The sequence below is a fragment of the Asprobacillus argus genome (assembly GCF_032248395.1).
GTDB lineage: Bacteria > Bacteroidota > Bacteroidia > Flavobacteriales > Flavobacteriaceae > Polaribacter > Polaribacter argus.
The window spans coordinates 422,221-446,320 of the sequence record NZ_JAVTTO010000004.1 but is presented as its reverse complement, the minus strand read 5'-3'; the positions used below and the strand labels follow the sequence as shown (position 1 = coordinate 446,320).

Annotated in this window: 24 protein-coding genes; 12 read left to right on the top strand and 12 right to left on the bottom strand. The window is 35.8% G+C overall.

Going from position 1 to position 24,100, the window contains the following annotated elements:
- Positions 1 to 16 precede the first annotated feature (16 nt).
- The gene (locus RQM59_RS12370) at positions 17 to 448 is read left to right on the top strand and encodes a cupin domain-containing protein (RefSeq protein WP_349242431.1); all 432 of its coding nucleotides are present in this window, start codon (positions 17 to 19) and stop codon (positions 446 to 448) included.
- On the opposite strand, the gene RQM59_RS12365 is transcribed toward RQM59_RS12370, so the two are convergent.
- Positions 445 to 1,758, bottom strand: a complete 1,314-nt coding sequence (locus RQM59_RS12365; protein ID WP_349242430.1) for a sulfatase-like hydrolase/transferase — start codon at positions 1,756 to 1,758, stop codon at positions 445 to 447. The two genes, RQM59_RS12370 and RQM59_RS12365, sit on opposite strands and share 4 nt — an antisense overlap.
- 155 nt (positions 1,759 to 1,913) lie before the next feature.
- Between RQM59_RS12365 and RQM59_RS12360 the strand changes: the two genes are divergently transcribed.
- The 4 genes from RQM59_RS12360 to RQM59_RS12345 are packed head-to-tail and all read left to right on the top strand — an operon-like array spanning position 1,914 to position 3,957.
- The gene (locus RQM59_RS12360) at positions 1,914 to 2,588 is read left to right on the top strand and encodes a tetratricopeptide repeat protein (protein ID WP_349242429.1); all 675 of its coding nucleotides are present in this window, start codon (positions 1,914 to 1,916) and stop codon (positions 2,586 to 2,588) included.
- Positions 2,585 to 3,121, top strand: coding sequence for a YfiT family bacillithiol transferase (locus tag RQM59_RS12355; RefSeq protein ID WP_349242485.1), 537 nt, complete (start codon positions 2,585 to 2,587; stop codon positions 3,119 to 3,121). The genes RQM59_RS12360 and RQM59_RS12355 overlap by 4 nt, the downstream gene beginning before the upstream one ends.
- A 31-nt stretch (positions 3,122 to 3,152) precedes the next feature.
- The gene (locus tag RQM59_RS12350) at positions 3,153 to 3,617 is read left to right on the top strand and encodes an Mpo1 family 2-hydroxy fatty acid dioxygenase (protein ID WP_349242428.1); all 465 of its coding nucleotides are present in this window, start codon (positions 3,153 to 3,155) and stop codon (positions 3,615 to 3,617) included.
- A gap of 1 nt (position 3,618) precedes the next feature.
- The gene (locus tag RQM59_RS12345; protein WP_349242427.1) at positions 3,619 to 3,957 is read left to right on the top strand and encodes a tRNA-binding protein; all 339 of its coding nucleotides are present in this window, start codon (positions 3,619 to 3,621) and stop codon (positions 3,955 to 3,957) included.
- Here RQM59_RS12345 and RQM59_RS12340 read toward each other — a convergent pair.
- Genes RQM59_RS12340 through RQM59_RS12330 form a run of 3 tightly spaced genes read right to left on the bottom strand, consistent with a single transcriptional unit; the run spans position 3,954 to position 7,116 of the window.
- Positions 3,954 to 4,112, bottom strand: coding sequence for a YqaE/Pmp3 family membrane protein (locus RQM59_RS12340; protein WP_349242426.1), 159 nt, complete (start codon positions 4,110 to 4,112; stop codon positions 3,954 to 3,956). The genes RQM59_RS12345 and RQM59_RS12340 overlap by 4 nt on opposite strands.
- Before the next feature lie 58 nt (positions 4,113 to 4,170).
- Positions 4,171 to 4,602 carry a hypothetical protein gene (locus RQM59_RS12335; RefSeq protein ID WP_349242425.1) on the bottom strand — a complete coding sequence of 144 codons (432 nt, stop codon included), beginning with the start codon at positions 4,600 to 4,602 and terminating at the stop codon, positions 4,171 to 4,173.
- Positions 4,603 to 4,608: 6 nt separating this feature from the next.
- A complete protein-coding gene (locus RQM59_RS12330) occupies positions 4,609 to 7,116 on the bottom strand; it encodes a M14 family metallopeptidase (RefSeq protein WP_349242424.1) in 2,508 nt (835 codons plus the stop codon).
- Positions 7,117 to 7,221: 105 nt separating this feature from the next.
- Here RQM59_RS12330 and RQM59_RS12325 point away from each other — a divergent pair, with 105 nt between their 5' ends.
- Genes RQM59_RS12325 through RQM59_RS12315 form a run of 3 tightly spaced genes read left to right on the top strand, consistent with a single transcriptional unit; the run spans position 7,222 to position 12,494 of the window.
- Positions 7,222 to 8,283 (top strand): bestrophin family protein, encoded by a 1,062-nt coding sequence (locus RQM59_RS12325; RefSeq protein WP_349242423.1) that lies wholly within the window; start codon positions 7,222 to 7,224, stop codon positions 8,281 to 8,283.
- 12 nt (positions 8,284 to 8,295) lie between these two features.
- Positions 8,296 to 11,193, top strand: a complete 2,898-nt coding sequence (locus RQM59_RS12320; protein WP_349242422.1) for an FAD-binding and (Fe-S)-binding domain-containing protein — start codon at positions 8,296 to 8,298, stop codon at positions 11,191 to 11,193.
- A gap of 47 nt (positions 11,194 to 11,240) precedes the next feature.
- Positions 11,241 to 12,494: an MFS transporter gene (locus tag RQM59_RS12315; RefSeq protein WP_349242421.1), complete on the top strand. Its 1,254-nt coding sequence runs from the start codon at positions 11,241 to 11,243 to the stop codon at positions 12,492 to 12,494.
- On the opposite strand, the gene RQM59_RS12310 is transcribed toward RQM59_RS12315, so the two are convergent.
- A complete protein-coding gene (locus RQM59_RS12310; protein ID WP_349242420.1) occupies positions 12,491 to 12,646 on the bottom strand; it encodes a hypothetical protein in 156 nt (51 codons plus the stop codon). The genes RQM59_RS12315 and RQM59_RS12310 overlap by 4 nt on opposite strands.
- A 180-nt stretch (positions 12,647 to 12,826) precedes the next feature.
- On the opposite strand from RQM59_RS12310, the gene RQM59_RS12305 reads away from it, so the two are divergent.
- Positions 12,827 to 13,300 carry a hypothetical protein gene (locus RQM59_RS12305; RefSeq protein WP_349242419.1) on the top strand — a complete coding sequence of 158 codons (474 nt, stop codon included), beginning with the start codon at positions 12,827 to 12,829 and terminating at the stop codon, positions 13,298 to 13,300.
- Between the two features lie 47 nt (positions 13,301 to 13,347).
- On the opposite strand, the gene RQM59_RS12300 is transcribed toward RQM59_RS12305, so the two are convergent.
- Positions 13,348 to 15,981, bottom strand: coding sequence for a valine--tRNA ligase (locus RQM59_RS12300; RefSeq protein ID WP_349242418.1), 2,634 nt, complete (start codon positions 15,979 to 15,981; stop codon positions 13,348 to 13,350).
- A gap of 119 nt (positions 15,982 to 16,100) precedes the next feature.
- Between RQM59_RS12300 and RQM59_RS12295 the strand changes: the two genes are divergently transcribed.
- Entirely contained in the window at positions 16,101 to 16,517 is a 417-nt protein-coding gene (locus RQM59_RS12295; protein ID WP_349242417.1) for a DUF1573 domain-containing protein, read from the top strand.
- Here the strand turns inward: RQM59_RS12295 and RQM59_RS12290 are convergent.
- Positions 16,514 to 17,854: an aspartyl protease family protein gene (locus RQM59_RS12290; RefSeq protein WP_349242416.1), complete on the bottom strand. Its 1,341-nt coding sequence runs from the start codon at positions 17,852 to 17,854 to the stop codon at positions 16,514 to 16,516. The genes RQM59_RS12295 and RQM59_RS12290 overlap by 4 nt on opposite strands.
- A gap of 164 nt (positions 17,855 to 18,018) precedes the next feature.
- Between RQM59_RS12290 and RQM59_RS12285 the strand changes: the two genes are divergently transcribed.
- The gene (locus RQM59_RS12285; RefSeq protein ID WP_349242415.1) at positions 18,019 to 19,209 is read left to right on the top strand and encodes a pyridoxal phosphate-dependent aminotransferase; all 1,191 of its coding nucleotides are present in this window, start codon (positions 18,019 to 18,021) and stop codon (positions 19,207 to 19,209) included.
- Entirely contained in the window at positions 19,210 to 20,220 is a 1,011-nt protein-coding gene (gene murB, locus RQM59_RS12280; RefSeq protein ID WP_349242414.1) for a UDP-N-acetylmuramate dehydrogenase, read from the top strand.
- Positions 20,221 to 20,280: 60 nt separating this feature from the next.
- On the opposite strand, the gene RQM59_RS12275 is transcribed toward murB, so the two are convergent.
- From RQM59_RS12275 to RQM59_RS12255, 5 genes are all read right to left on the bottom strand, one after another.
- A complete protein-coding gene (locus RQM59_RS12275; RefSeq protein WP_349242413.1) occupies positions 20,281 to 20,952 on the bottom strand; it encodes an SCO family protein in 672 nt (223 codons plus the stop codon).
- Positions 20,930 to 21,523 carry a toxin-antitoxin system YwqK family antitoxin gene (locus tag RQM59_RS12270; protein ID WP_349242412.1) on the bottom strand — a complete coding sequence of 198 codons (594 nt, stop codon included), beginning with the start codon at positions 21,521 to 21,523 and terminating at the stop codon, positions 20,930 to 20,932. The genes RQM59_RS12275 and RQM59_RS12270 overlap by 23 nt, the downstream gene beginning before the upstream one ends.
- Positions 21,510 to 22,268: a YHYH protein gene (locus RQM59_RS12265; RefSeq protein ID WP_349242411.1), complete on the bottom strand. Its 759-nt coding sequence runs from the start codon at positions 22,266 to 22,268 to the stop codon at positions 21,510 to 21,512. The genes RQM59_RS12270 and RQM59_RS12265 overlap by 14 nt, the downstream gene beginning before the upstream one ends.
- Positions 22,269 to 22,346: 78 nt before the next feature.
- On the bottom strand, positions 22,347 to 23,537 hold the full coding sequence (locus tag RQM59_RS12260) for a cytochrome-c peroxidase (RefSeq protein WP_349242410.1): 1,191 nt from the start codon (positions 23,535 to 23,537) through the stop codon (positions 22,347 to 22,349).
- 105 nt (positions 23,538 to 23,642) lie between these two features.
- On the bottom strand, positions 23,643 to 24,098 hold the full coding sequence (locus tag RQM59_RS12255) for a Spy/CpxP family protein refolding chaperone (RefSeq protein WP_349242409.1): 456 nt from the start codon (positions 24,096 to 24,098) through the stop codon (positions 23,643 to 23,645).
- Between the last annotated feature and the right edge of the window lie 2 nt (positions 24,099 to 24,100).

Sequence of the window (24,100 nt, the reverse complement as noted above, 5' to 3'; positions counted from 1 at the left end):
ATAAAGTAAAAAAATCATGACTTCTAAAAAAGTACTACTCGTTATCAATTTTATCTGTTTTATTATTTGTTCTTGTGCGGAAAAAAAAGAGAAGGATATTCAAATAACCACCATTCTTGAAACGACCAAAAGTTGGAATGGTACTCTACTTCCCAAATTTTCGAGCGCGCAACCAAAAGTAACAATCTCTAAAGTGGTCATTCCTCCCAAAGCGAAACTCCCTAGGCACCTTCATCCAGTTATTACTACTGGGATGTTAACAAAAGGCGAGTTAACGGTTACGGATGACAATAATAAGCAGATTACTATTAAGGCTGGTGATGTATTAGTTGAAGTAACAAATACAATTCATTTTGGAGAGAATACTGGAAATGTTCCTGCCGAGATCATTGTCTTTTATATAGGCCCGGAAGACAGTCCGACCACGGTTATTGAAAAAAAGCACTAGTTTCTAATATTCTCTGCTTCAACTTCCAAAGCGGCCTTTGCTGCTATAGCTTCAGCATTCAATGTCGTACCAATCAAATTAGATCCTTCATACGGGTCTGTTGATATCCTATAGAACTGTTCAGTTCCATTATCATTCACAATCAACTTATAATTTGCATCCCGTATCGCATAGCTCACTCCATTATTTGATCGTTCCGTATACACATATGTTCTTTCGGAGGCTGTATCATCAGCAAGTAAGTTATAAAAGCTTGTACTGTTATTAATCTCTTGTACTGAAACTCCTGTCATACTAGCAATAGTTGCAAATAAATCAGTTGTATGTACTAAGGCAGATTCCCTCTCTCCCATTCTATTCACGCCAAAACCAGAGACGATCATAGGAACGTTCACACCTCCTTGATATATAGATCCTTTCGCTCTCATAGCACTATAAGGCACCTGTGCAACCTGATTAGGAGTCCCATTATCTCCAATAAAAATAAGGATAGTATTGTTTCTTTCCTCCGTTGAAAGACTGCTTAATAATCTTCCTAATTCGCTATCCATTGCTTCTACAGCCGACATAAAATACGGAGTTGGGTTTGCATCTATGGATGATTGATCTGTTGGCAAATTTCCCTGAGAATGTAAATTGGTTGGAGCGAGATGAAAAGGTGTATGTGGAGCATTGTACGCCAACCATAGAAACCATGGCTTGGTCTGACTGCCTACCCAATCAATGGCTAAATCAGTAAACTTAGTTGTGGTGTATACTGTTGAGTTGTTCGTTTGACCATTCTCTGTTAGGTTCCAATTCGTATACGATTGTACGCCTCCGTTAAGTAATCCTGCATAATAATCAATTCCCATAGTAATAGGGTCGCTCGCATTTAGCGATAAGTGCCACTTCCCAATAATCGCCGTTGCGTATTCATTCCCTGTGTTTGTAGCTATATACTGCTGCACCGAAGTTTCTGCCGTAGAAATTACATCTCCTACTTCCAATACATTTGTTTTGACACCATACTTTCCAGTTAAAATAGATGCTCTGGTTGGTGTGCATACTGGATAAGACCATACATTGTCAAATGTTACACCTGTATTTATTAAACTTTGTAAGGTTGACATCGTAGGTTTTATAGTTCCTTCTGAATAGTTTGGAGTGGCGTCTTTCCCAAAATCATCGGCAATGACCAATAAAATATTTGGTTTTGAATTAACAACTGGATCGGGATCAGGGTCGAGAACGATCTCTTCCGTAGTAGCGCCACAATTAGCAAAAAGTAAACTCAAAAGCAAATAAAAAAAGAAGCTTTTATATTTCATTATCTAGTTCGTTTGGTTCTTTGACCCCGAAATATGAAAATAGTTTAGTTCGTATAAAAAAATGTAACATATTTTTCTAAAAATCGTCTCAATAGTAATTGAGAGTATATGTACTCTCAGTTTAGATGTATATATTTATCAACAAAACCAACTCTATGAAACGATTTTTTTATCTTTTTGTCACCTTACTTGTTATGAGCTGTACCGGCTCAAAAAACGCTCCTGATTTTATAAAAAATACGGAAGGGAGATACTTTTTTAACTCAGATGAAACCTTAGAAATTTACTTTGAAGAGAAAGAATTAAAAGTGAAATGGAGAGGAAAAGACATGACTCCTATTAAGGTGAATGATTCTTCTTTCTACTTAAAGGAGATGAACGAAAAATTGGTGTTCGTTTCTAAACCAAAAATGCATATCGAACTGGCTCCAAAAAGAGAGCACGATGGCGAAAAATTCGTCTTTGATAAACTTCTAAAAGGTCAAAAAACTCCAAGTGAGTATTTGGCTAACAAAGAATATAATAAAGCATTGCTAGGGTATTTAGCCATAAAGAAAAAAGATTCGTTAGATCGTACCATTAGAGAACGGGCATTAAATGATTTAGGGTATTCAAAATTAAGAGACAATAAATTCGAAGAAGCTATAGAAATATTTAAAATTAACGTAGCTTTATATCCGCATAAGTCGAACCCATATGACAGCTTAGGGGAAGGATATTGGGAAATGAAAGATACTGCAAATGCTGTGGCCAGTTATAAAAAAGCATTGTCCATTAACCCTGAGAACAGAAGTGCTCGACGATTTTTAAGGAGACATAAATTCGAATAATATTGGAAGATTTAAGATACCCCATAGGAAAATTTCAAAGGCCTGAAACGATTACTAAAGAACATGAAAAAAATTGGATTCATGTATTAGAACATTTTCCTTTTAGGATTGAAAACCTGGTGAGCGGATTAAGTGATGAACAACTAGACACTCCTTATCGAGAAGGTGGTTGGACCATTAGACAGGTTGTACACCATTGTTCTGATAGTCATCACAACAGTTATATTAGGTTTAAATGGGCGCTTACTGAAGATACTCCAATAATAAAAGCATATGAAGAAAAACACTGGGCGGAGTTATTTGACACTAAATCTGCGCCTATAGAGCCTTCTATAGCACATCTAAAAGCTGTTCATGCAAAATTAGTGTACTTATTAAAAGGATTGACCGAAGAGCAGTTAGATTGCGCTTTTATTCATCCTGCTGACAATAGCAAAGTTATCTTACGAGAAAATGTGGGTATCTATGCCTGGCATTCGAATCACCATTTTGCTCATATTGAAAACGTACTGATTCGAAAAGGTTGGAAATAATTTCTATCTTTAGATTCAAATTATTTCTTGTATGAGAACAGCACAACAATGGTTTGATGATTATGCAGTGAGCCATCAAAATGAAACCAACCAACTGATCCACTATATCTGTGTTCCTTTAATCTTTTTTAGTGTCATCGGACTCTTTATGAGTATTCCGACTACCCTGTTAGAAAATACATTCGAATTGTACAATCCTCTGTTAGAAAATTGGGCTGCCGTATTCGGTATAGTAAGTCTTATTTTTTATATCCGATTAGGGTTCTGGTATTTCGTACAAATGCTATTCTTTTTGCTATTAGCAATTATTGGCAATTATTGGTTAGGTAATAATGTAAATCTATTATATGCCTCCATCATTATTTTTGTTGTAGCATGGATAGGTCAATTTTATGGACACAAAGTAGAGGGTAAAAAACCATCCTTCATTAAAGACCTGCAATTCTTGCTGATTGGCCCTTTATGGGTGCTTCAAAAAATAGGAAAGAAAAAATAATATGAAAGAAGAAATTACCTTCGAAGATTTTTTAAAAGTAGATATTCGTGTAGGAACCATTATTGAAGTACATGATTTTCCTAAAGCGCGAAAACCCGCCTATCAACTTCATATAGATTTTGGCGATTTGGGTATCAAAAAGTCAAGTGCTCAGATTACAGACTTGTATACCAAAGAGGAACTATTGAATAGACAAGTAAGCTCTATTATAAATTTTAAACCTAGGCAGATCGCAAATTTTATGAGTGAATGCCTTGTACTAGGAGTTTATAATGATGATGAACATGTGGTATTACTACAAGCTTCGGATACTATAAAAAATGGTGAGCAGGTGAGTTAACTTTTTGGGTTGTTCAAAATGACCAAAGCACCGATAACACCTGGAATCCATCCGCAAAGAGTCAATAAAAAGATAATAAAGAAAGATCCACACCCCTTATCAATAACAGACAAAGGCGGGAATATGATCGCTAATAAAACGCGTAAAAAACTCATAGGCTATTTTCAATTGGTTAGTATACTTAATAGACGAGTTTAACGTCCATTTGTTACACTATTGAAATTCCAATCTAACCCTACAGTTGCTCGGGTTATTAACGTCATAAGTTACAAAAGCCCGTACTATAATATCACCCTGATAATCGTAAGAATACCCGGCCGATTCTATTGCTTCTCCTGATTTGCGTATATTCTCATAGGTGGTGTACAATGTGTTTTCATGAAAATATTCAATAGTTAGTCTAGGAATGTAATTCCCTCTACCAATATGATAATCAGCTATTTTTGTAACGGTTCCTTCTACTTCGCGAGTATCTTTTCCAATAAATTGTAGATGTCCAGCAGACCATAAATAAATAACAGTTGAGATCAAAATAATTCCTCCAAATACTAGTATACCTCTTTGATATAAGCTTTTTTTGTCCTGTTTTTTATCTAACTCATACTTTTGCTTCCATTTTTGATAATTCGCATTACCCTTTTCCATAACAAATTACATTTTATCACCAAAGAAAATCGCATTCATCAATAGTTTGTTTGTACCATACCAAAAAGCTCTGAAATTTGTATTATCAGTAAAGATTATTACTCTACCTCTACCCATACGACGCACTTTAAAAGGAATAGTACCTTTAATTTCCTTTGCATTCTCCTTAGAAATATATCCACTCAATAAAGGATTTTGGGTGTACTGGATCGGATTATTATAACTCTTTTTATCAGGCTTTATAAACACCGTCGTATTTCTAAATAATGCTATTTTGTCATTCTTATATCCGAAGTTGATAGGATGAGAACGATCTATATTCGCTTCAAAGATTGCGCCTCCTATGAACTGCGCTCCCGTTTGCTTAGATCTATTTTCAAAAGAAACATTCTTAACTGTATCTATTTTAGATTTATTGAACTCTAGTTTAATAAATTTTTGGCTATTCAACCATTTTGCAGCATTTCTGTATCCAATTAAAATACCGCCATTACGAACCCATGTTTGTAATTTTTTAACCGCGGCTGCATTCATACTATTACTATTTGGAACCACAATAGCGGTGTACTTACTGATATCAACTCTATTAAAATAAGTCATATCCAATTTTGTTATGTGCATATCGTACCGTTGGTCCAGTAAATGCCAAACCTCTCCTGCATCATTTCCAAAGATACCATTACCTACAAGCATTGCTACCTTTGGTAATTTTACGTTTCTGAAATTATTACTTCCTAAATCAATACCATCATTCAAGCCAGTTGAAACCCCATTCATTTGCAAATGACTTTTGTTGGCTACCCTATCCAGAAAATTAAACAGATCCTCTGAATTCAATTTCTGATTTTGGACAGGAATAAATATGGTTCCATAATCGTAAGCTACTCCACCATTTTTAAAGTTTTTCATAGAAACTTTAGCTCGAATTCCCTTTTGTAAGATCGCATTCAACGCTTTAGGTGTATAGTATTCATTCCAAGGCATTAAATAACCTACTTTGCTCCTTCCGTTCGCAAAACCTTCCTTTAATTTTAAATTGGTTACCTCTGCCCCTGCTTTGTTTAACGAAACGTTTTTCGCAAAGTCTAGCCCAAAAGAATGATTGAATGTCCATGCCGAGACATCATAAAATAAGCTATCTTTAAATTTTGTTCTCACATCAAACATTGCTTTAATCAAACGATGATTCTTTTGATTCATAGGAACTACATAGCTATACCCTCTTTTAAATCGTTTTCCATTAGCTGTAAAATCAGATTTCACATGATGAAACTTTATCTTATGCCTCTTTAGTACCTCTGCTAAATGATAGGTCTTTGCCGCATCCTTTTCATCACCAAATACAATAGCTTTTGCTTTAGATCCCTCTGATCGTGCTCTTTTGTAAAAGTCTTGTTGGTATTGCAAGATCTTCGCACGCATATTATTGGCAGCTTCTAGTGTTGACATTGCCGCAGTATATTGATTTCGGATCGTAAACGGAAAGGTTAATAGGCCGTTTCTTGTTTCCTGGGCATGCCCTCTAGAACTTGCTTGTTCAAACAAAATCCCAATACTTCCATTGATGTCTGGAAATGTAGAGCCTTTTCCATAGTAAAAGTCATCAAAACTCTCTTCAGAGTAATACTGAGAACCTATTTTATCTAATGCCTTTGCATGAAATGTTGCGATCTCTCTTGTTAACTCTTGATTCATTTTAGGTGTTAACGGATGTGTTCTGCTTTGTATTCCCGGTTGAAAAAAGAAGGTTGAATTTGATCCCATCTCATGGTGATCCGTCAAGATATTTGGGAGCCATTTATGGAAAGTCTTTATACGCGCTCTAGATTCTGGCAATTGAACAGGGAGCCAGTCACGATTCATATCAAACCAATAATGATTCGTTCTACCTCTGGGCCACACTTCTGTATACTCTCTATCATTCGGATCAGGATTCACGTTTTTACTCTTATTTGTATTAACCCAATATGCGAAACGTTGCAAACCATCGGGGTTAAGTGACGGATCCAATAAAATCACCGTATTTTTTAAAAGTTGTTCCGTAGATGTTTTTGATGAAGCTGCTAAATAATACGCAGCAGCCATAGCCGCATTTGATCCACTAGGTTCATTTCCGTGAATGGAAAACCCTTGATACACTACTATAGGATCGTTGCTGACATCTATTGAAGGATCATTGGTAGCATCAATATGACGTTTTCTAATCGCCTCCAAGTTTCTATGATTATCAGGTGATGTAATTGTCAATAATAAAATAGGACGACCTTCGAAGGTTTTTCCTCTTTCTTCAATAGAGATTCGATCCGAAGCTTTTGCTAGCGCCTTCATGTACTCCATCAATTTATCATGCGTAACATGCCATTCCCCTACCTCATGCCCTATCACCTCTTTGGGTGTAGGTATATTCGTATTGTATCTTTCATCACTTGGGATATAATACGACAAGTTCAATTTTTGAGCAACAGACGAAGAGATCATCCCTAAAAGAAGTACTAAAAATCCTATTTTTTTCATTTTGATTTTAATTTGATTTCGAACAAAGATATTAAAATCATATCTTTAAATTTTTGCACTCAACCGCAAGCTAAAAACCTTATTTTTGATACTCAACTTTAACCTATGTTTTTAAAAAGGAGATACTCTGTAAAAGATATGTTCATCTGGTCCAGAGGTGAAACTATTATTTTTATACTTTATGCAGGACTGATTACGGTTCTTTATGAGGTTTTTGATTTTACATTTTTAAATGTTCCTTGGACACCTGTAGCGCTCATCGGTACTGCCGTGGCATTTATGGTCGGTTTTCAGAATAATGCAGCCTATGATCGGATTTGGGAGGCACGGAAAATCTGGGGAGCTATTGTAAATACGTCCAGAACATGGGGTATGAAAGTTCAGGATATGGTAAATAATGACCACGCTGAGAAGCCCATGGATCAAGCCGTTCTTAAAGAACATAAACGTGTATTGATCTATCGTCATATTGCTTGGATGACGGCCTTACGATATGCCATGAGACAACCCAAGCGTTGGGAAACGTCTCATATGTCTAAGACTAATAGAGAATGGACCAATATGTTGCATATTCCAGAAAAAATATCAAAATTGGAGGATAATCTGATGTTGTATTTATCTCCAGAAGAAGAAGCGTATGTTCTTAGTAAATCGAACAAACAAACTGCTATTTTATATTTACAATCTAAGCATATTGGAGAATTGAAACGGAAGGGTGTTATTTGGTCATTTGCTTTTTTGGAATTGGAAAATGTCTTGGAAGAATTATTTACCCATCAAGGAAAATCTGAGCGTATTAAGAACTTTCCATACCCTAGGCAATATGCAAGTCTAGCGTATTATTTAGTAAAATTATTTGTATTCCTATTACCATTTGGTATCGTCCCTGAGTTTGCTGAGATCGCATCAGAGATTGTTCCAAATCATCCTATTATAGGAAAGTACTTCATTTGGTTGGCAATTCCTTTTTGTGCTTGTGTCTCTTGGGCATTTCATATTATGGAACGCATGGCTAGAGTGGGTGAAAATCCTTTTGAGGGCATTGTAAACGATGTGCCTATTTCGACTATTTCTAGAGGAATTGAAATCGATCTTCGTCAGATGTTGGATGAACTAGAAGATGAGATTCCAGGTCAGTTTCCTGAAGATCAAAATGCACAAATGTAAATTGAAAATAATATGATCAAAGCTGAGCAGCTTAATTCACTAGGAAATAATCTATCTGGAGAATTGTTATATGATGATCTTCATAAGGCATTGTATGCAACGGATGCTTCAGTGTACAGGAAAATTCCTCTGGCTGTAGCATATCCAAAAAACGCACAAGACATTCAAACCTTAATTCGTTTTGCCAACGCACAACAAATTACGTTGATCCCACGAACTGCTGGTACTTCTTTGGCAGGGCAATGTGTCGGTGATGGAATAGTAGTAGACGTTTCTAAATATTTTACTTCTATATTAGCTTTTGATGAAGTACAAAAAACCATCAAGGTACAGCCTGGAATTATTAGAGATGAACTGAACGTATTCTTGAAACCATTTGGCTTGTTTTTTGGCCCCAACACTTCTACATCTAATCGCTGTATGATTGGAGGAATGGTAGGAAATAATTCCTCTGGGAGTACATCTATAAAATATGGAGTTACCAGAGATAAAGTACTGACTATTGAAGCCATATTAAGTGATGGCTCTCAGGCAATTTTTGAGTGTTTGACTTCAGAAAAATTTAAAGCGAAGAGTCGCGAACAAAGTTTAGAAGGAACTATCTACAAATCTTTACGACGAGAGTTAGAGCCAGAAACTGTTCAGCAAGAGATAAAAGCGCAATTCCCGAAACCTTCAATCCATAGAAGAAATACCGGATATGCCGTAGATGAGTTGTTAGATTCTGATCTTTTTGGTGGAAAAAGTAATATGATCAATGTAGCAAAACTATTAGCTGGCTCTGAGGGAACCTTAGCTTTTTCTACTGCTATTACGTTACAATTGGATAATCTTCCACCACCAGTAAGTGTTATGGTATTACCGCATTTTAACAACCTTCAAGAAAGCCTGGCAGCTACCGTGGTAGCTATGAAACATGATTTAGGTGCATGCGAGTTAATGGATAAAGTAATTTTAGATTGTACAAAGAATAACCGAGAACAAATAAAGAATCGGTTCTTTTTGCAGGGAGATCCTGAGGCTATCTTAATGTTAGAAATACAATCGACAACTCTTGAAAAAGCACAAGAGCAAGCAGATCTCTTAATCAGAGAACTGCAAAAACATAATTTTGGCTACCATCATCCAAAAGTTACAGGTGATGATATTCGAAAAGTATTTGATTTGAGAAAAGCAGGACTGGGCTTGTTAGGAAATATGATTGGTGATGAAAAAGCAGTGGCTTGTATAGAAGATACAGCAGTAGATTTACAAGACTTACCCGATTATATAAAAGAGTTTACGCAAATCATGGACAAGTATGAGCAACGAGCTGTGTACTATGCTCATGCCGGTGCAGGTGAGTTACATTTGCGTCCGATACTCAATTTAAAGAAGGCTGCTGACGTAGGGCTTTTCCGGAAAATTACTACAGAAACAGCTCAATTGGTTAAAAAATATAGAGGCTCGTTTAGTGGTGAGCACGGTGATGGTATTGTGAGAGCTGAGTTCATTCCGATGATGATTGGAGAACAGAACTATCAATTGTTACGAAGGATTAAAAAGGTTTTCGACCCCAACGATGTTTTTAACAAAGGAAAGATCACAGATGCTTTTCCTATGGATCAAAGTTTACGTTATGAGGTAGATCGAGATGAACCCGAAATAGATACCATTCAAGATTTTTCAGATAATGAAGGCATTCTAAAACTTGCAGAAAAATGTAATGGTTCCGGAGATTGTAGGAAACCTGTATCTGCAGGTGGAGCCATGTGTCCAAGTTACCGTGCCACTAAAGATGAAAAAGATACCACCAGAGCGAGAGCGAATACACTACGTGAATTCTTAACTAATTCTGAGAAAGTCAATAAGTTTGACCACAAGGAACTAAAAGAAGTATTTGATCTCTGTTTAAGTTGTAAAGCTTGTGCATCCGAATGCCCGAGTAATGTAGATGTTGCTGCTTTAAAGAGTGAGTTTTTGTATCAATATCAGGAAACAAATGGGTATTCTTTTAGAAGTAAGTTGTTTGCAAATAATGTAAAGTACAATAAACTGGGAAGTAAGGTGCCTGGAATTACAAATGTTATTTTGAATACGACGCTTAGTAAACGAATTATGGGTGTTGCTGCGAAACGTAGCGTGCCTAAGCTTGCTCCTAAGACATTAGAGAAGTGGTATAAGAAACAAGCAGTATCTGGTAGTTTAAAAACAGTATATCTTTTCTGTGATGAGTTTTCTAATTATTACGATGTTACTATAGGAAAAGATGCGATTCTGTTATTAACAAGGTTAGGATACAAAGTTGAAATGGTAGCTCATGAAGAAAGTGGACGTAGTTTTCTTTCAAAAGGTTTTTTAAAAGAAGCAAAGGTCATTGCCAACAGAAATGTTTCGATTTTCAAAGAACTAGTATCAAAAGACACTCCATTGATCGGAATTGAACCTTCCGCTATATTATCATTTAGAGATGAGTATATTCGCTTGGCGGATAATACAGAAGCCGCTAGACAGGTAGCAACATATACCTTTACCCTTGAAGAGTTTATCAGCAATGAATTTAGAAAAGGAAACATTAAAACCTCTCAATTCTCTAATAAAAAGAAAGAGTTGAAAATTCATGGACACTGTCATCAAAAAGCTCTCTCAAGTACCCATGCTACTTTCCAAATATTGAACATTCCTAAAAACTATACCCCAGTTATTATGAATACAGGTTGTTGCGGAATGGCTGGTTCATTTGGGTATGAAAAAGAGCATTACAAGGTGAGTATGCAGGTTGGAGAAGATACCCTATTCCCAAAAATAAGAAATACGTCTAGCAATGTGGAAATCGTTGCAGCAGGTACTAGTTGTAGACATCAGATCTATGACGGTACAAAGCGTATTGCAAAACACCCCATTACTCTGTTAAAAGAAGCATTGATGTAATGCGTTAACAATTGATTTTGTACATTTAGAACATAAACCTTTCTATATTGAAATCCAAAAGTAAAGCGCTTTCCATGTTTGCACTCATCATTGCTGGTGAGGCTATTTTTTTACTACCGTTTATTCTCATACGAGTTTTTAAACCTATTATTCGAGAAGCTTTTATTCTTTCAGATTTTCAAATAGGGAAGGCACAAGCCGTGTATGGAGTTACTGCCATGATCTCTTATTTCTTTGGTGGCTTTTTTGCTGATAAGTTAGAAGCAAGAAAATTACTCGCAACTTCTCTTGTATTAACTGCGATTGGAGGTTTATGGATGATTAGCATCCCATCTTATGAGAGCCTACGGATCTTATATGGTTTTTGGGGAGTATCTACCATTTTACTTTTTTGGGCTGCTCTGATAAAAGCAACGCGAGAATGGGGGAATTCACATAATCAAGGAATTTCTTTTGGATTGCTAGATGGAGGGCGTGGTGCTTTTGCCGCTTTGATCGCTACATTTGGCTCCTTTATTCCACTGCTCTTCTTTCCTGAAGATGCCAATAATATTACTCAGGAAGACAAAGTAGTTACCATGCAATATATTATTGGTTTTATTACGCTTGTTGTTTTTATTGTTGCCTTATTTACTTGGAAAGCTATTCCTAAACCATCTAATAGCACATCATCTTCCGAAAAGGTACATTTTGATGCCTATTTTGTCTTTTCTTTATTAAGAAAACCAAAGATCATTTACCATTCTTTGATTATTGTTTGTGCCTACGCCGCCTATAAATTGACGGGTACATACGCTACTTATGCAAAAGATGTGTGGGACTACACCCTACAAGAGGCTTCTTATTTTGGTGTATCTATACAATGGATGCGCCCCATTGCAGCAGTTACCTTGGGGTGGATTGCCGATAAATATTTGGCTTCTAAATTAAGTATGATTAGTTTTTCTTTGATGCTAACATCTTCTGTCATTCTGGGGTTTGGACTCTTTGAACAGTCCATAGCATTCTCTATGGTTACATTCTTCATGATGGTTGTGGGTACTTATTCTTTACGAGGGTTATATTTTGCTATCATTGAAGAAGCAAAAACACCCGCTAACATTACAGGTACCGTTGTAGGAATCATTTCCGTACTAGGTTTTACCCCAGATATTTTTATGTCCTTACTTTCTGGATATATGTTAGGCCAAGATCCTACCATTGTGGAATATCAGAATTTATTTCAACTCTTTATAATTTTTCCATTGATAGGTCTACTAGCTACAATCGGATTTAGGAGGGTGATTAGAAAAGAAGGTTAATACCTTCTTAGCGTCAATTTATCCAATTTAACATTAGCATGAATACAACTTGCATTAAAGGCTTCTGTTCGAATAAAAACTACAGATTCTTTCTTTAAATGAGTCCTGACACCATCCGGCAAACCCATTTTCTTTTGTTTTTCTCTTTTCATTTTTTCTTTGTTTAGCTGATGTGTAAGATACCACAAAAAATTAAGTATCAACTACGGAGAACCACATAGGGTTTTGCAGATTTTCCCTAATCAATTAAACTTGTTCATACGGCTGTTCATCGATTAAACTTTGAATTAGCATTGATTTTCAGTATCTTAGAAAACAATAAACACAATAATATGTCAGCAAACAATCTTGTCATTAGAAATGCAATCTTTATTTCTGCGGGAATAATATTGTATTTTTTTATCATGAAGATCTCAGGTTTGGAAGGAAGTTCTGAGCTACGATTTTTGAATTTTGTTTTTGTGTTTTGGGGTATTAACAATGCCATCAAATCCAACATTATTCGCAATGGAGAAACCTTATACGTTCGTAATCTAGCGATCGGAATAGGCACTTCTGCTTTAGCAGTCGGAATCACTGTGGTTGGACTCATTATTTACGTGAGTTTTATCAACCCTGAATTTATAGAGGTAATTAGAGCATCATTTTTATGGACTGGGAATATAACCCTGCCATTACTTGTTTTTGCGCTACTCATAGAAGGAATTGCTTCCTCCGTGATCTGTTCTTTCATTCTTATGCAATATTATAAGAACTACAAACCTCAAAGTATAACACCACATAATCAGGTTCAGATAGATGAATAGAAAAAGCCACTCCGTCGAGTGGCTTTTTATCAATATGTTTACTTCTATTACTTTAAGCTTGTTAAGCTAGATTCTATCGTTTCGATCTTTGCCAACGTATCAGACTCTTTCTTTCTTTCTAAAGTAATTACCTGTTCTGGAGCGTTGTTTACAAAACGTTCATTTGATAGTTTCTTTTGAATTCCGATTAAGAACCCTTGCGCTCTTTTTAACTCTTTAGTTAACTTCTCAATTTCTTGTTCTACATTGATACTATCTAGAGAAATCGGCACAAAATATTCATTCGACTTAACTCTGAAAGAAGCACCATCAACCTTTTCGGATACGTAATGTACCTGTGATGTGTTTGTCAGCTTTTTGATTACACTATCGAACTCAGTAGTTACTTCTTCATTATTGATTACTGATACTTCAATAGCTTCTTTAAAAGCAATATTCTTCTCTTTACGAACTGTTCTTATTCCAGATACTACATCTGTAGCAAAATCAAATTCAGAGATTAAGATATCATTAAACGAAGTAATTTCAGGGTACTTTGCAATGATCAAGGCTTCTTCTGAAGTTCTTTCCTTAATAGATTGCCATACCTCTTCTGTTAAGAATGGCATGAATGGGTGTAAGATCTTTAGGTTGTCTTCAAAGATCTCCATCACTTCTTTATACGTTTGTACGTCAATAGGTTGCTGATAAGGTGGTTTTACGATCTCTAAAAACAAACCGCAAAAATCATCATAGATCAGCTTATAAATAGCCATGATAGCATCTGAAAGTCTATATTTACTATAATGATCTTCTATTTCCGCTAATACTTTTTGGAACTTAGAGCGATACCAATCTAATGCTATTCTACTTGATTCTGGTTGTTCAATTGTATCAGACGTCTCCCACAATGTAGTCAGATAAAAAGCACTCCATACCTTATTAGCCAATCCTTTTCCTTGTTGACAAAGTGCTTCATCAAACATCAAGTCATTACCTGCGGCTGAACTCAACAACAATCCAACACGAACCCCATCTGCTCCGTAATCCTCAATCAATTTTAATGCATCTGGTGAATTACCAAGCTGCTTCGACATTTTTCGTCGTTGCTTATCACGAACCAATCCGGTTAGGTATACATTTTCAAAAGGCTTTTCGTCTTTATACTCATATCCAGCAATGATCATCCTTGCTACCCAGAAAAATAAAATGTCCGGCCCAGTTACTAAGTCATTTGTTGGATAGTAATATTGAATTTCCTTATTCTCTGGATTACGAATACCGTCAAATACCGATATTGGCCATAACCATGATGAGAACCATGTATCTAACGCATCTGGATCCTGACGCAAATCATCAATTCCCAATGATGCTTTTCCTGTTGTCTCTTTTGCTAATGCTAAAGCACTTTCAACAGTTTCAGCAACTACAAAATCCTCTTTCCCGTCACCATAGAAATACGCTGGGATCTGTTGTCCCCACCACAATTGTCGCGAAATATTCCAATCTCGGATATTTTCCATCCAGTGGCGATACGTATTTTCAAATTTCTTTGGGAATAGCTTTACCTCTCTAGTTTCTAATACCGATTCTAAGGCTGGTTTTACCAACTCTTCCATATTCAAGAACCATTGATCAGATAATCTAGGTTCGATCACGGCCTTTGTTCTTTCAGAAGTTCCCACATTATGTGTAATGCTTTCTGTTTTTACTAGAATTCCTAGAGTGTCCAATTCTTTGGCAACATCTTTTCTAGCAACTACTCTATCTTTTCCTTGATGATGTAATCCGAAACTATTCATGGACCCATCTTCATTCAATACATCAATTACCTCCAATTTATGACGATCACCAATTTCTTTATCATTTACATCATGCGCTGGTGTTACTTTTAAACATCCAGTACCGAATTCAATATCGACATATACATCTTCAATGATTGGAATGATTCTATCACAAATAGGAACGATAACCTTCTTTCCTTTTAGATGTATATATCGTTCATCATTCGGATTAATACAAACTGCTGTATCTCCTAAAATAGTCTCCGGACGCGTAGTAGCAATCGTTACAAACTCTTCCTCTCCTTCGATTTGATATTTTACATAGTATAAAGTATCCGTACGCTCCTCGTAATTTACTTCTTCATCCGATAAAGTAGTCTTTGCTTCTGGATCCCAATTCACCATTCTATAACCACGATAGATCAGTCCTTTGTTGTACAAATCGACAAATACTTTGATCACCGCCTCCGACATATCTGGATCCATGGTAAACTTAGTTCGTTCCCAATCACAAGAAGCTCCCAATTTTTTCAATTGTTCCAGGATGATTCCTCCATACTCATTCTTCCAATCCCAGGCATGTTGTAAAAACTCTTCTCTAGTAAGATCATCTTTGCTGATGCCTTGCTCCTTTAGTTTTGCAACTACTTTTGCTTCCGTGGCAATTGATGCATGGTCCATTCCTGGAACCCAACATGCATTCTTCCCTAATAATCGCGCACGACGAATCAGTACGTCTTGAATCGTATTATTTAACATATGCCCCATATGCAATACTCCTGTGACGTTTGGTGGTGGAATTACAATGGTGTACGGCTCTCTGTCGTCTACTTCCGAATGAAAATAATTATTTTGCATCCAGTAATCATACCACTTGTCTTCTACGCTACTAGCATCATATTTCGATGGAATATTCATATGTTGAATTTCTGATTAAATAATGTCTGCAAAAGTACAATTATATAGAAGACTGGAAAACTAGAAACTGTTTTTTTAACCGAAATTATATTGTATTTTTACATCAAAATAGTAAGATTATGAAGACCTTTTTATCCTTTGCAGTTATTTTATTTATTGGTTTTGGTGCTTTAGCACAAGAAAAAGCTGAATTTAAATTCGAAAAAGAGACCATTGATTATGGTAAAATTGTTCAGAATTCCAATGGAGTTCGGGTATTCGAATTTGTAAATATTGGTAAAAGCCCTTTGGTAATTACGCGTGTGCAAGCGTCTTGTGGATGTACCGTTCCTAAAAAACCTGAACAGCCTATTTTACCTGGAGAAAAAGGAAAGATCGAAGTTTCTTATGATACCAAAAGAGTGGGTGGTTTTTCGAAGTCCATTACCATTTTTTCTAATGCAAAAAATGCTAGGAAAGTGATTCGAATTAAGGGAATTGTAGAAAAAATATCTGCTCCAGAAAAGAAAAAGAGCATGATGTCTGATGATAGCTAAATCTCTTTTCGAAGTCGAAACTTAAACTTTAGCACTTCTATTCCTCTTTTTACTTTAACCCAAATACGTTTATTATCACGTTCTTGAAATAACCCGAAAATATGTTCAAGATCGTATTTAAAAGCTGGTTGACTGTTAATGCTCATAAAAATATCTCCTGCTTTTAATCCTGCTTCATCCGCTGGAGATCCAGGGACAATGTTGGCTATTTTGTATACAGGTCGGAAAACATATCGATAACTAGTCACAAAATTCAATTGATCCATACTACTGGTTTGTGAATTACTACCACCATATAGTTTTATTTCGGACTGCTCAGCCTCTTTTACCAGTGTTTTTCCGTTATAGACCACGGTAATACCGCTCATATTGTAATTAAAACCACTTTTAAAAGAACCTGCTTTCTTTAAGATCATTCTTTTATTTGGGTAATCAATCCAAACCTTAAAACGTTTTAAAATGTTTCCTCCTAAACTCCCATGTCTCGCTTTGTATTTCCTAGCATTAAAACTGGATAAGGTATCTAAATAGGACACTGTTGGTTTTTGTATACGGTAACCTCCAAGCACAAATCTAGAGATGCGGCTTCTTTTTCCATATATGGTTCCACTTAACCCTTCTCCTAGCACATCATTGAAGAACTTTGTAGGAGGTTTTATAGTCTCTTTAGAATTCTCAAACAACCATAAGGCATCACTACCTCCAGAATCTACCAGTAACCGTACATCGATCAGATCCTTGTCGGTATCGTCTAGTTGTACTTTTGCATCTATATAAGGTTTGTTTCGATGGAATGTAAGTGGAAAGGTTTCGCATTTTTTACAATCTTCAGGTTCAAAATATCTTGGGTTATAAAAAACTAGCTTCCTTTTGTTATAATCTATTTTTACAATAACATGTCGAAATAAGTTATACCCAATAATTCCATGAATGGTGACTCCCATTTTCGAGGAAAGGTCAAACTTATCTTCCAGAATGACATACAAGGTTTGATCATTACTCGTCATGTTCTTGATTCGAAATGTATTGTTTCTTGATAGCAATGCCTCCACCGGTCTACCATTACCTAAACCACGAAGCGCCGCACGCTCTACATTATTGATTCCTAAGCTATCACTAGCCAATAAACTAAATAATATCGTCTTGTTTACTCCCGTATCCAAAACGAATGACAATTCCTTTCCATTTATGGTTAAAGGAAAGACGATCAAGTTATTTACAAATTTGAATCTGACTTCTTGTCTTTTTTCATTGACTCCGTAGAAACCGAAGCCTTTTTGCCCGTAGAAATAACAGCTCAAAAACAGGAAGAATAAAAGTAGTGTAGTTTTTTTCAATACAAATCTCATTTAATTTAAATGTAATAATTCTAATATAGTTAAAATAGTTTTTAGGAAAACTTTAACCTTTCACAAGAGGTTAAAATTCCTGCAAAAACTATGCTAAACTTGTAAAATATATTTTGCAAATTTGCAATAGACAAAACAATTAAAAGAAATCTATGCCTTCTATATCTCACAAAGGAGCGCTAATGCCAGAATCACCTATTCGGAAATTAGTTCCTTATGCCGAAAATGCTAAGAAAAATGGTACCAAAGTCTATCATTTAAATATTGGACAACCCGATATAAAAACACCTCAAGTTGCGTTAGATGCTGTAAAGAATAACACCATCGAGGTGTTATCATATGCACGTTCTGAAGGTTCCGAAGAGTATAGAACAAAATTATCCGCTTATTATCAAAAAAATAATATTCAGGTATCTCCCAACAACATAATTGCTACTACTGGAGGTTCTGAAGCGTTACTATTTACAATAGGTAGTATTACAGATCCTGGTGATGAAATTATCATTCCTGAGCCTTTTTATGCTAATTACAATGGTTTTTCAACGGCATCAGGTGTAAAAGTAGTTCCAGTAATTTCTAAGATTGAAGATAATTTTGCACTTCCAAAGATTGAGGACCTTGAAAAGTTGATCTCACCTAAAACAAAGGCGATCTTAATTTGTAACCCCGGAAATCCGACTGGATACTTGTATAGTAAAGAGGAAATTGAGAAATTAAAAAAGATTGTACTTAAGCACAATTTATTTTTGATTGCCGATGAAGTATATCGTGAGTTCGCTTACGATGGCCATACACATCATTCCGTAATGAGTGAAGTAGGTTTAGAGGAACATGCTATCATGATTGATTCTGTATCAAAAAGATATAGTATGTGCGGTGCTAGAATCGGATGTATCGTTTCTAAGAATACAGAGTTTATAAATACTGCCATTAAGTTTGCACAGGCTCGTTTGAGTCCACCAACATATGCATTATTAGCCTCAGAAGCGGCTCTGGAGACTCCTCAAAGTTATTTTGATGATGTTATCGAGGAATATGTCGAAAGGAGAAATACACTGATTAGTGAACTAGAAAAGATCGATGGTGTAAAAGTAGCTAATCCTAAAGGTGCCTTTTATTGTGTAGCTGAATTACCTGTAAATGATACGGATGATTTTGCACAATGGATTTTAGAAAAATTCAATCATCAGAATGAAACTGTAATGGTTGCTCCCGCAAGTGGATTTTATTCAACTGCGGGCGAAGGAAAAAATCAAGTTCGAATTGCCTATGTTTTAAATAAGAAGGATCTGATACGATGCGTAGAGATCTTAAAAATCGCATTAGAACAGTATCCAAATTAATTGATCATTCAAGAAAACATATCGCTACAGAAATACAATACGTTTGGCATTGAAGTCTTTGCTAAACGATTTGTGTCTGTCACTTCATTTTATGAGCTTCAGCAACTAATTCAAACGGAAAAAGATTTCTTCTTGATTAGTGGAGGGAGTAATATGTTGCTCACCGCTGATATACATAAATTAGTTGTCCATATTGATATTAAAGGCATCTCTATCGATAGAGAGACTGAAGATTCAGTGCATCTTACCGTTAATGCTGGAGAGGATTGGCATGAGTTTGTCTTGTGGTGTATTGACCAAAATTATGGTGGTCTAGAAAATCTTTCTTTGATTCCTGGGAATGTGGGCACCTGTCCTATTCAAAATATAGGCGCCTATGGAGTGGAAGTAAAAAACACAATCACAAAAGTAGAAACGCTAGAAATAGCATCTGGTAAACGTATCTCATTTTCAAATAGTGCATGTAAATTTCAATACAGAGACTCTATTTTTAAGAATGAGGCAAAAGGGCACTATATCCTGACTTCGGTCAGTTTTAAATTGACCAAAAAGGGTTATCAAATAAATACTTCATACGGAGCAATTGAAACGTATTTAGAAGAACACGGCATAAGTAATCCAAGTATTAAAGATGTTTCTGATGCTGTGATTTTTATCAGAAAATCAAAACTACCAGACCCAAAGGAGATTGGGAACAGTGGCAGTTTTTTTAAGAATCCTGTTATTTCTAAAATAGAATTCGAAGAGCTTCAGACCAAACACCCAACTATTCCAAGTTATCCTGTTTCGGAATCGGAAGTAAAAGTACCCGCTGGATGGCTTATTGAACAAGCAGGTTTTAAGGGGCAACGATATGGAGATGCTGGTGTACACTCAAAACAGGCACTTGTTTTGATCAATTACGGAAACGCTTCGGGGAAAGAGATCTATGAATTGGCGCAAAAGATTCAGACTTCTATTAAAACATTGTTCAATATTTCGTTAGATATTGAGGTGAATGTAATTCAATAAAAAGAGGCCTGACCAAACTAATGACCAAAGCCTCTTAAAAACCAACCACAATCTTTTACGTTATTCTTCTTTTTTAAGGGTTTTAATATCTGCAATAAGCTGCTGTACTGAATTTTTACTTAATCCGTTGTAAATCCCCCTTATATGTTTTTTCTTGTCAATAAGAACGAAATTCTCAGTATGTAGAAAATCATCTTCATCTTTTTTAACGCCTAAGTCATCATCTACAAAATAAAAGTTTCTTCCCAAATTGTAGATTTCGCTGCGGTCTCCGGTAACGAGATGCCATTTGCCGCTGATCACACCTTTTTCCAACGCATATTTTTTTAATTGTGCCACGGAGTCTTTTTTAGGAGTCACAGAATGAGATAGTATCGAGACAGATGAATCATCTTTAAATGCCTCCTGTACTGTAGTCATATTTCTTGTCATAATAGGACATATCCCCGGACATGCGGTAAAGAAAAAATCGGCTATAAATATTTTGTTATCGAATGTTTTAGAAGTTACCTTTTCTCCTTCTTGATTAACAAAGTTGAAATCAGGAATTGAGTGAAACCCAATAACTTCTTTGCCTTTTGGATCCATCCATTTCGGGGTAAAACTAGGGTCTTCATAAAAAGGAAGTGATGCTACCCTACTGGAAACAGTCTTCTTACTTTCGGTTTTGCAAGAAACCGAAACCACTAATATAAGTGCGATAAACAAGTTATTTCTCAACGACATTTTCATCTTTTAGTGTATAGCATAAATTAGCTCTTTGTAAACCAAAGGTTCTTCCATTCTTTGCTTCATAGTTCACATACAACTTACCATTTTGCAACCAGGCTTGCTGAATTCCATTTTCTTTCCCCATGGTAATATGTTTCTTTTTAGCTATTTGACCATCACTATACCATTTGCGTTGAACACCGTTCAATACACCATATGTATACTTTGATTCTGAAGCTATTTTTCCATTTATCCACCAAACTTCTACAGTTCCATTTAATTTATTTGAAATGTAAAAAGCTTTCTTTCTAATTTGACCATTTTTAAACCACTTTTGAGCTTTTCCTTCTTTTTTACCTTTAACGAAGTGTATTTTCTCCTTAAGTCTTTCATTAGAATAATGGGTTACGGCATTCCCTGAAAAAGGTTTATTCCTATAATACCATCTTCCTTCAAGAGCATTCAATACTAAGGCTGTTTTTGGCACTTCAACAGCGTTGTTTTGAACACTCTTCTCATCCATCTGAATAGGTTTTTGACCACCAGAAAAAGAAAACAATATCAATAGAAATAAGCCTTTAATTAATCGCATTTGGTGTTCCTGTATATGGACCGGCAAATAATAAATACCTTCCCGTAGTTGTATAAAGATTATTAATAACATGGTAATGATACTCTGCTGTCATCGTATGTTGTGTTGTACTCGTATGTCCTCCAGAAGTATCTAGGTCTGTTGGATAGGTGCTTGTTGAGTTACACTTTCTACCATAAATAAAAAACCCATCAGATATAATCCCAATTAAATTCTCATCATCATCAGACCACGCCTTGGGTTCCAAATGATAATGATATTCTGCAGGCCCTATATGTCCTCCAGAGTAATCTAAACTCACAACAGCGCTGCTTAAATCTCCATTACCTTCTTGGTCATTAAAAATTGCCGCTCCACTTATAGAAATGCCAATAGCACCTAAAGAAGTAGCTGTTGTACTACCAGCTAACGTTGGGCTAGACGGCACTCTTAAAGTTGCTGAGCCATCATACCCTGGAATTAAACTTGGGGTTAGATTTGTTGCTACTGTTGGTGCGACATACAAAGCATGTCCACTTCCCCAATATGGAGTTGTATGATTCGGATTTCCTGTTGTTTCAATTACTACGGTACTTCCATCAAGATAGATATCCGTCTCATCAACGTCAAAATCTGAAAAAGCTTCATGTAATGTTATCGTTGTACCCGTCCCTCCATCTGAATCGTCTGAATTTGAACTACATGCAAGTATTGTTATGGTTGCTATCAGCAACATAAATAATAGTTTAAGAGATTGTTTTCTCATGATCTTTGGTATTAATTCAATTAGTTATATAGTTTTTAGATGCACAAATTTCAAAAAACTTGTGCATCTTATTTTTTCTTAGTCCTCATCGATAAAAGGGTCAGAAAACTTTTCATCTGTGGTAAAGGTATTATCGGTTAACGTTATTAGGAAATCGATTAATCCCTGTCTTTCTTGAGCACTCAGGTTTAATCTTCTTACGCCATTCCCTTGTCGCAATCTATTATCTAAAAATTGACTATTCTGTATACCATTGTTATAATGATCAATTACCTCGCCCAACGAAGAGAACCTTCCATCGTGCATGTACGGAGCGGTCAGTTGTATATTTCTTAGTGAAGCTACTTTAAATTCACCTGTATCATTGTTATTTCCAGTAACTCCACCAACTCCAAGGTCAGTAAATACAGCATCCAATCCAATATTTCTTGCCTGATCTCCAACAAATGCATTTGTATCGTGACAATCTGAACATCTGGTTCTATTACTAAAGAATAAGTTCTTTCCTAAATTTTCTGATTGTGTAAAATTCGGAAAATTGGCCTGCGGGTTATTCGTTTGTGCTAATCCAGCGTCATACTTAGATTGATAAGAAACCATTGATCTTACAAATTGTGCTAATGCTAAAGAAATTCTGTTGCTCGTAACATCGGCATCTCCAAAAGCCGCCGTAAATAATGACGCGTAATAATCCTCTGTAGCCAGTTTTGTTTCCAGTTCTGCCAAGGTCATTCCCATTTCTACATGATCTTGAATTGGCATCAACACCTGATCTTCTAATGTATTTGCTCTTTCATCCCAAAAAAACCTTCCGTTTTGATAATATCTAGCATTAGACAGCCCCATAGAATTTCTCCCGGTCAAACCTCCTTCAAAGCCAACACTAAGCACATTAGGGTCGGAAAACCCATTTTCTTGTTGATGACAAGATGCACAGGAAACAGTATTGTTTGCCGACATTTTTTTATCATAAAACAAAACTCTACCTAAAGTGGCTCCATTATCTGTAATAGGGTTATTGTTTGGCGTATTATCTTCTCTCTGCAGATCATTGTTTAAAAAATAACCAGGTAACTGAACATTGGCATAATTAAAAGGTGTGGCCGGTAAGTTTAATACTCCGGTGACATCTCCTACGCCATCACCGTTGCCATTATCACCTCCTCCATCAACTGGATCAGAAACAATATCTATCAACTCACTTTCTGAAGAACACGAAACAAAACTGATTATAATACAAGCAGCAAGAAAAAATTTTAAGACTTTCATAATTACAAATTTTATGGTTAAAACGTAGTGCTGCTCTATATGATTAAATTTTAGTGTTTAATCTTTAGATGTCGTCTTAAAAAAAAACTTGCGGATAAAAGTAATTTATCTTGGTGGTGGTCTTTTATGATCCCTTTTGCCCTTTGGTCCCCTCTTGTGAAGCGCTTCTTTAATGATCAGATCGAATTTTTTAGCCTGATCATCATTGCATAATTGTCGGACTTGTTTAAAAAAAGCATACAGCTCTTGCTCTTTTTTAGTTTCTAAAGACCCTATTCTTTCTGTAATAATAACAGGAGAAAAGGCAGTATCTGAAAAAGAATTGAAAAGCTCTTCTTTAGCAGCTCTCATTTGAGCATCAATATGACGCATTTGTTTTCTATGTTCATTATCTAGAAAACGGAATCGCACTTCTTGATCTTCATTGAACTCAAGCTTTTGTGTTAAAAAATGATCTTTTGAATTCCCTTTTTTCTGAGGCTTCTGAATGAGCATATATAGCAATACTCCATTAATGAGTAGAAGGACAATAAAAAATATATAAAGTATTTTTTTTCTCATAT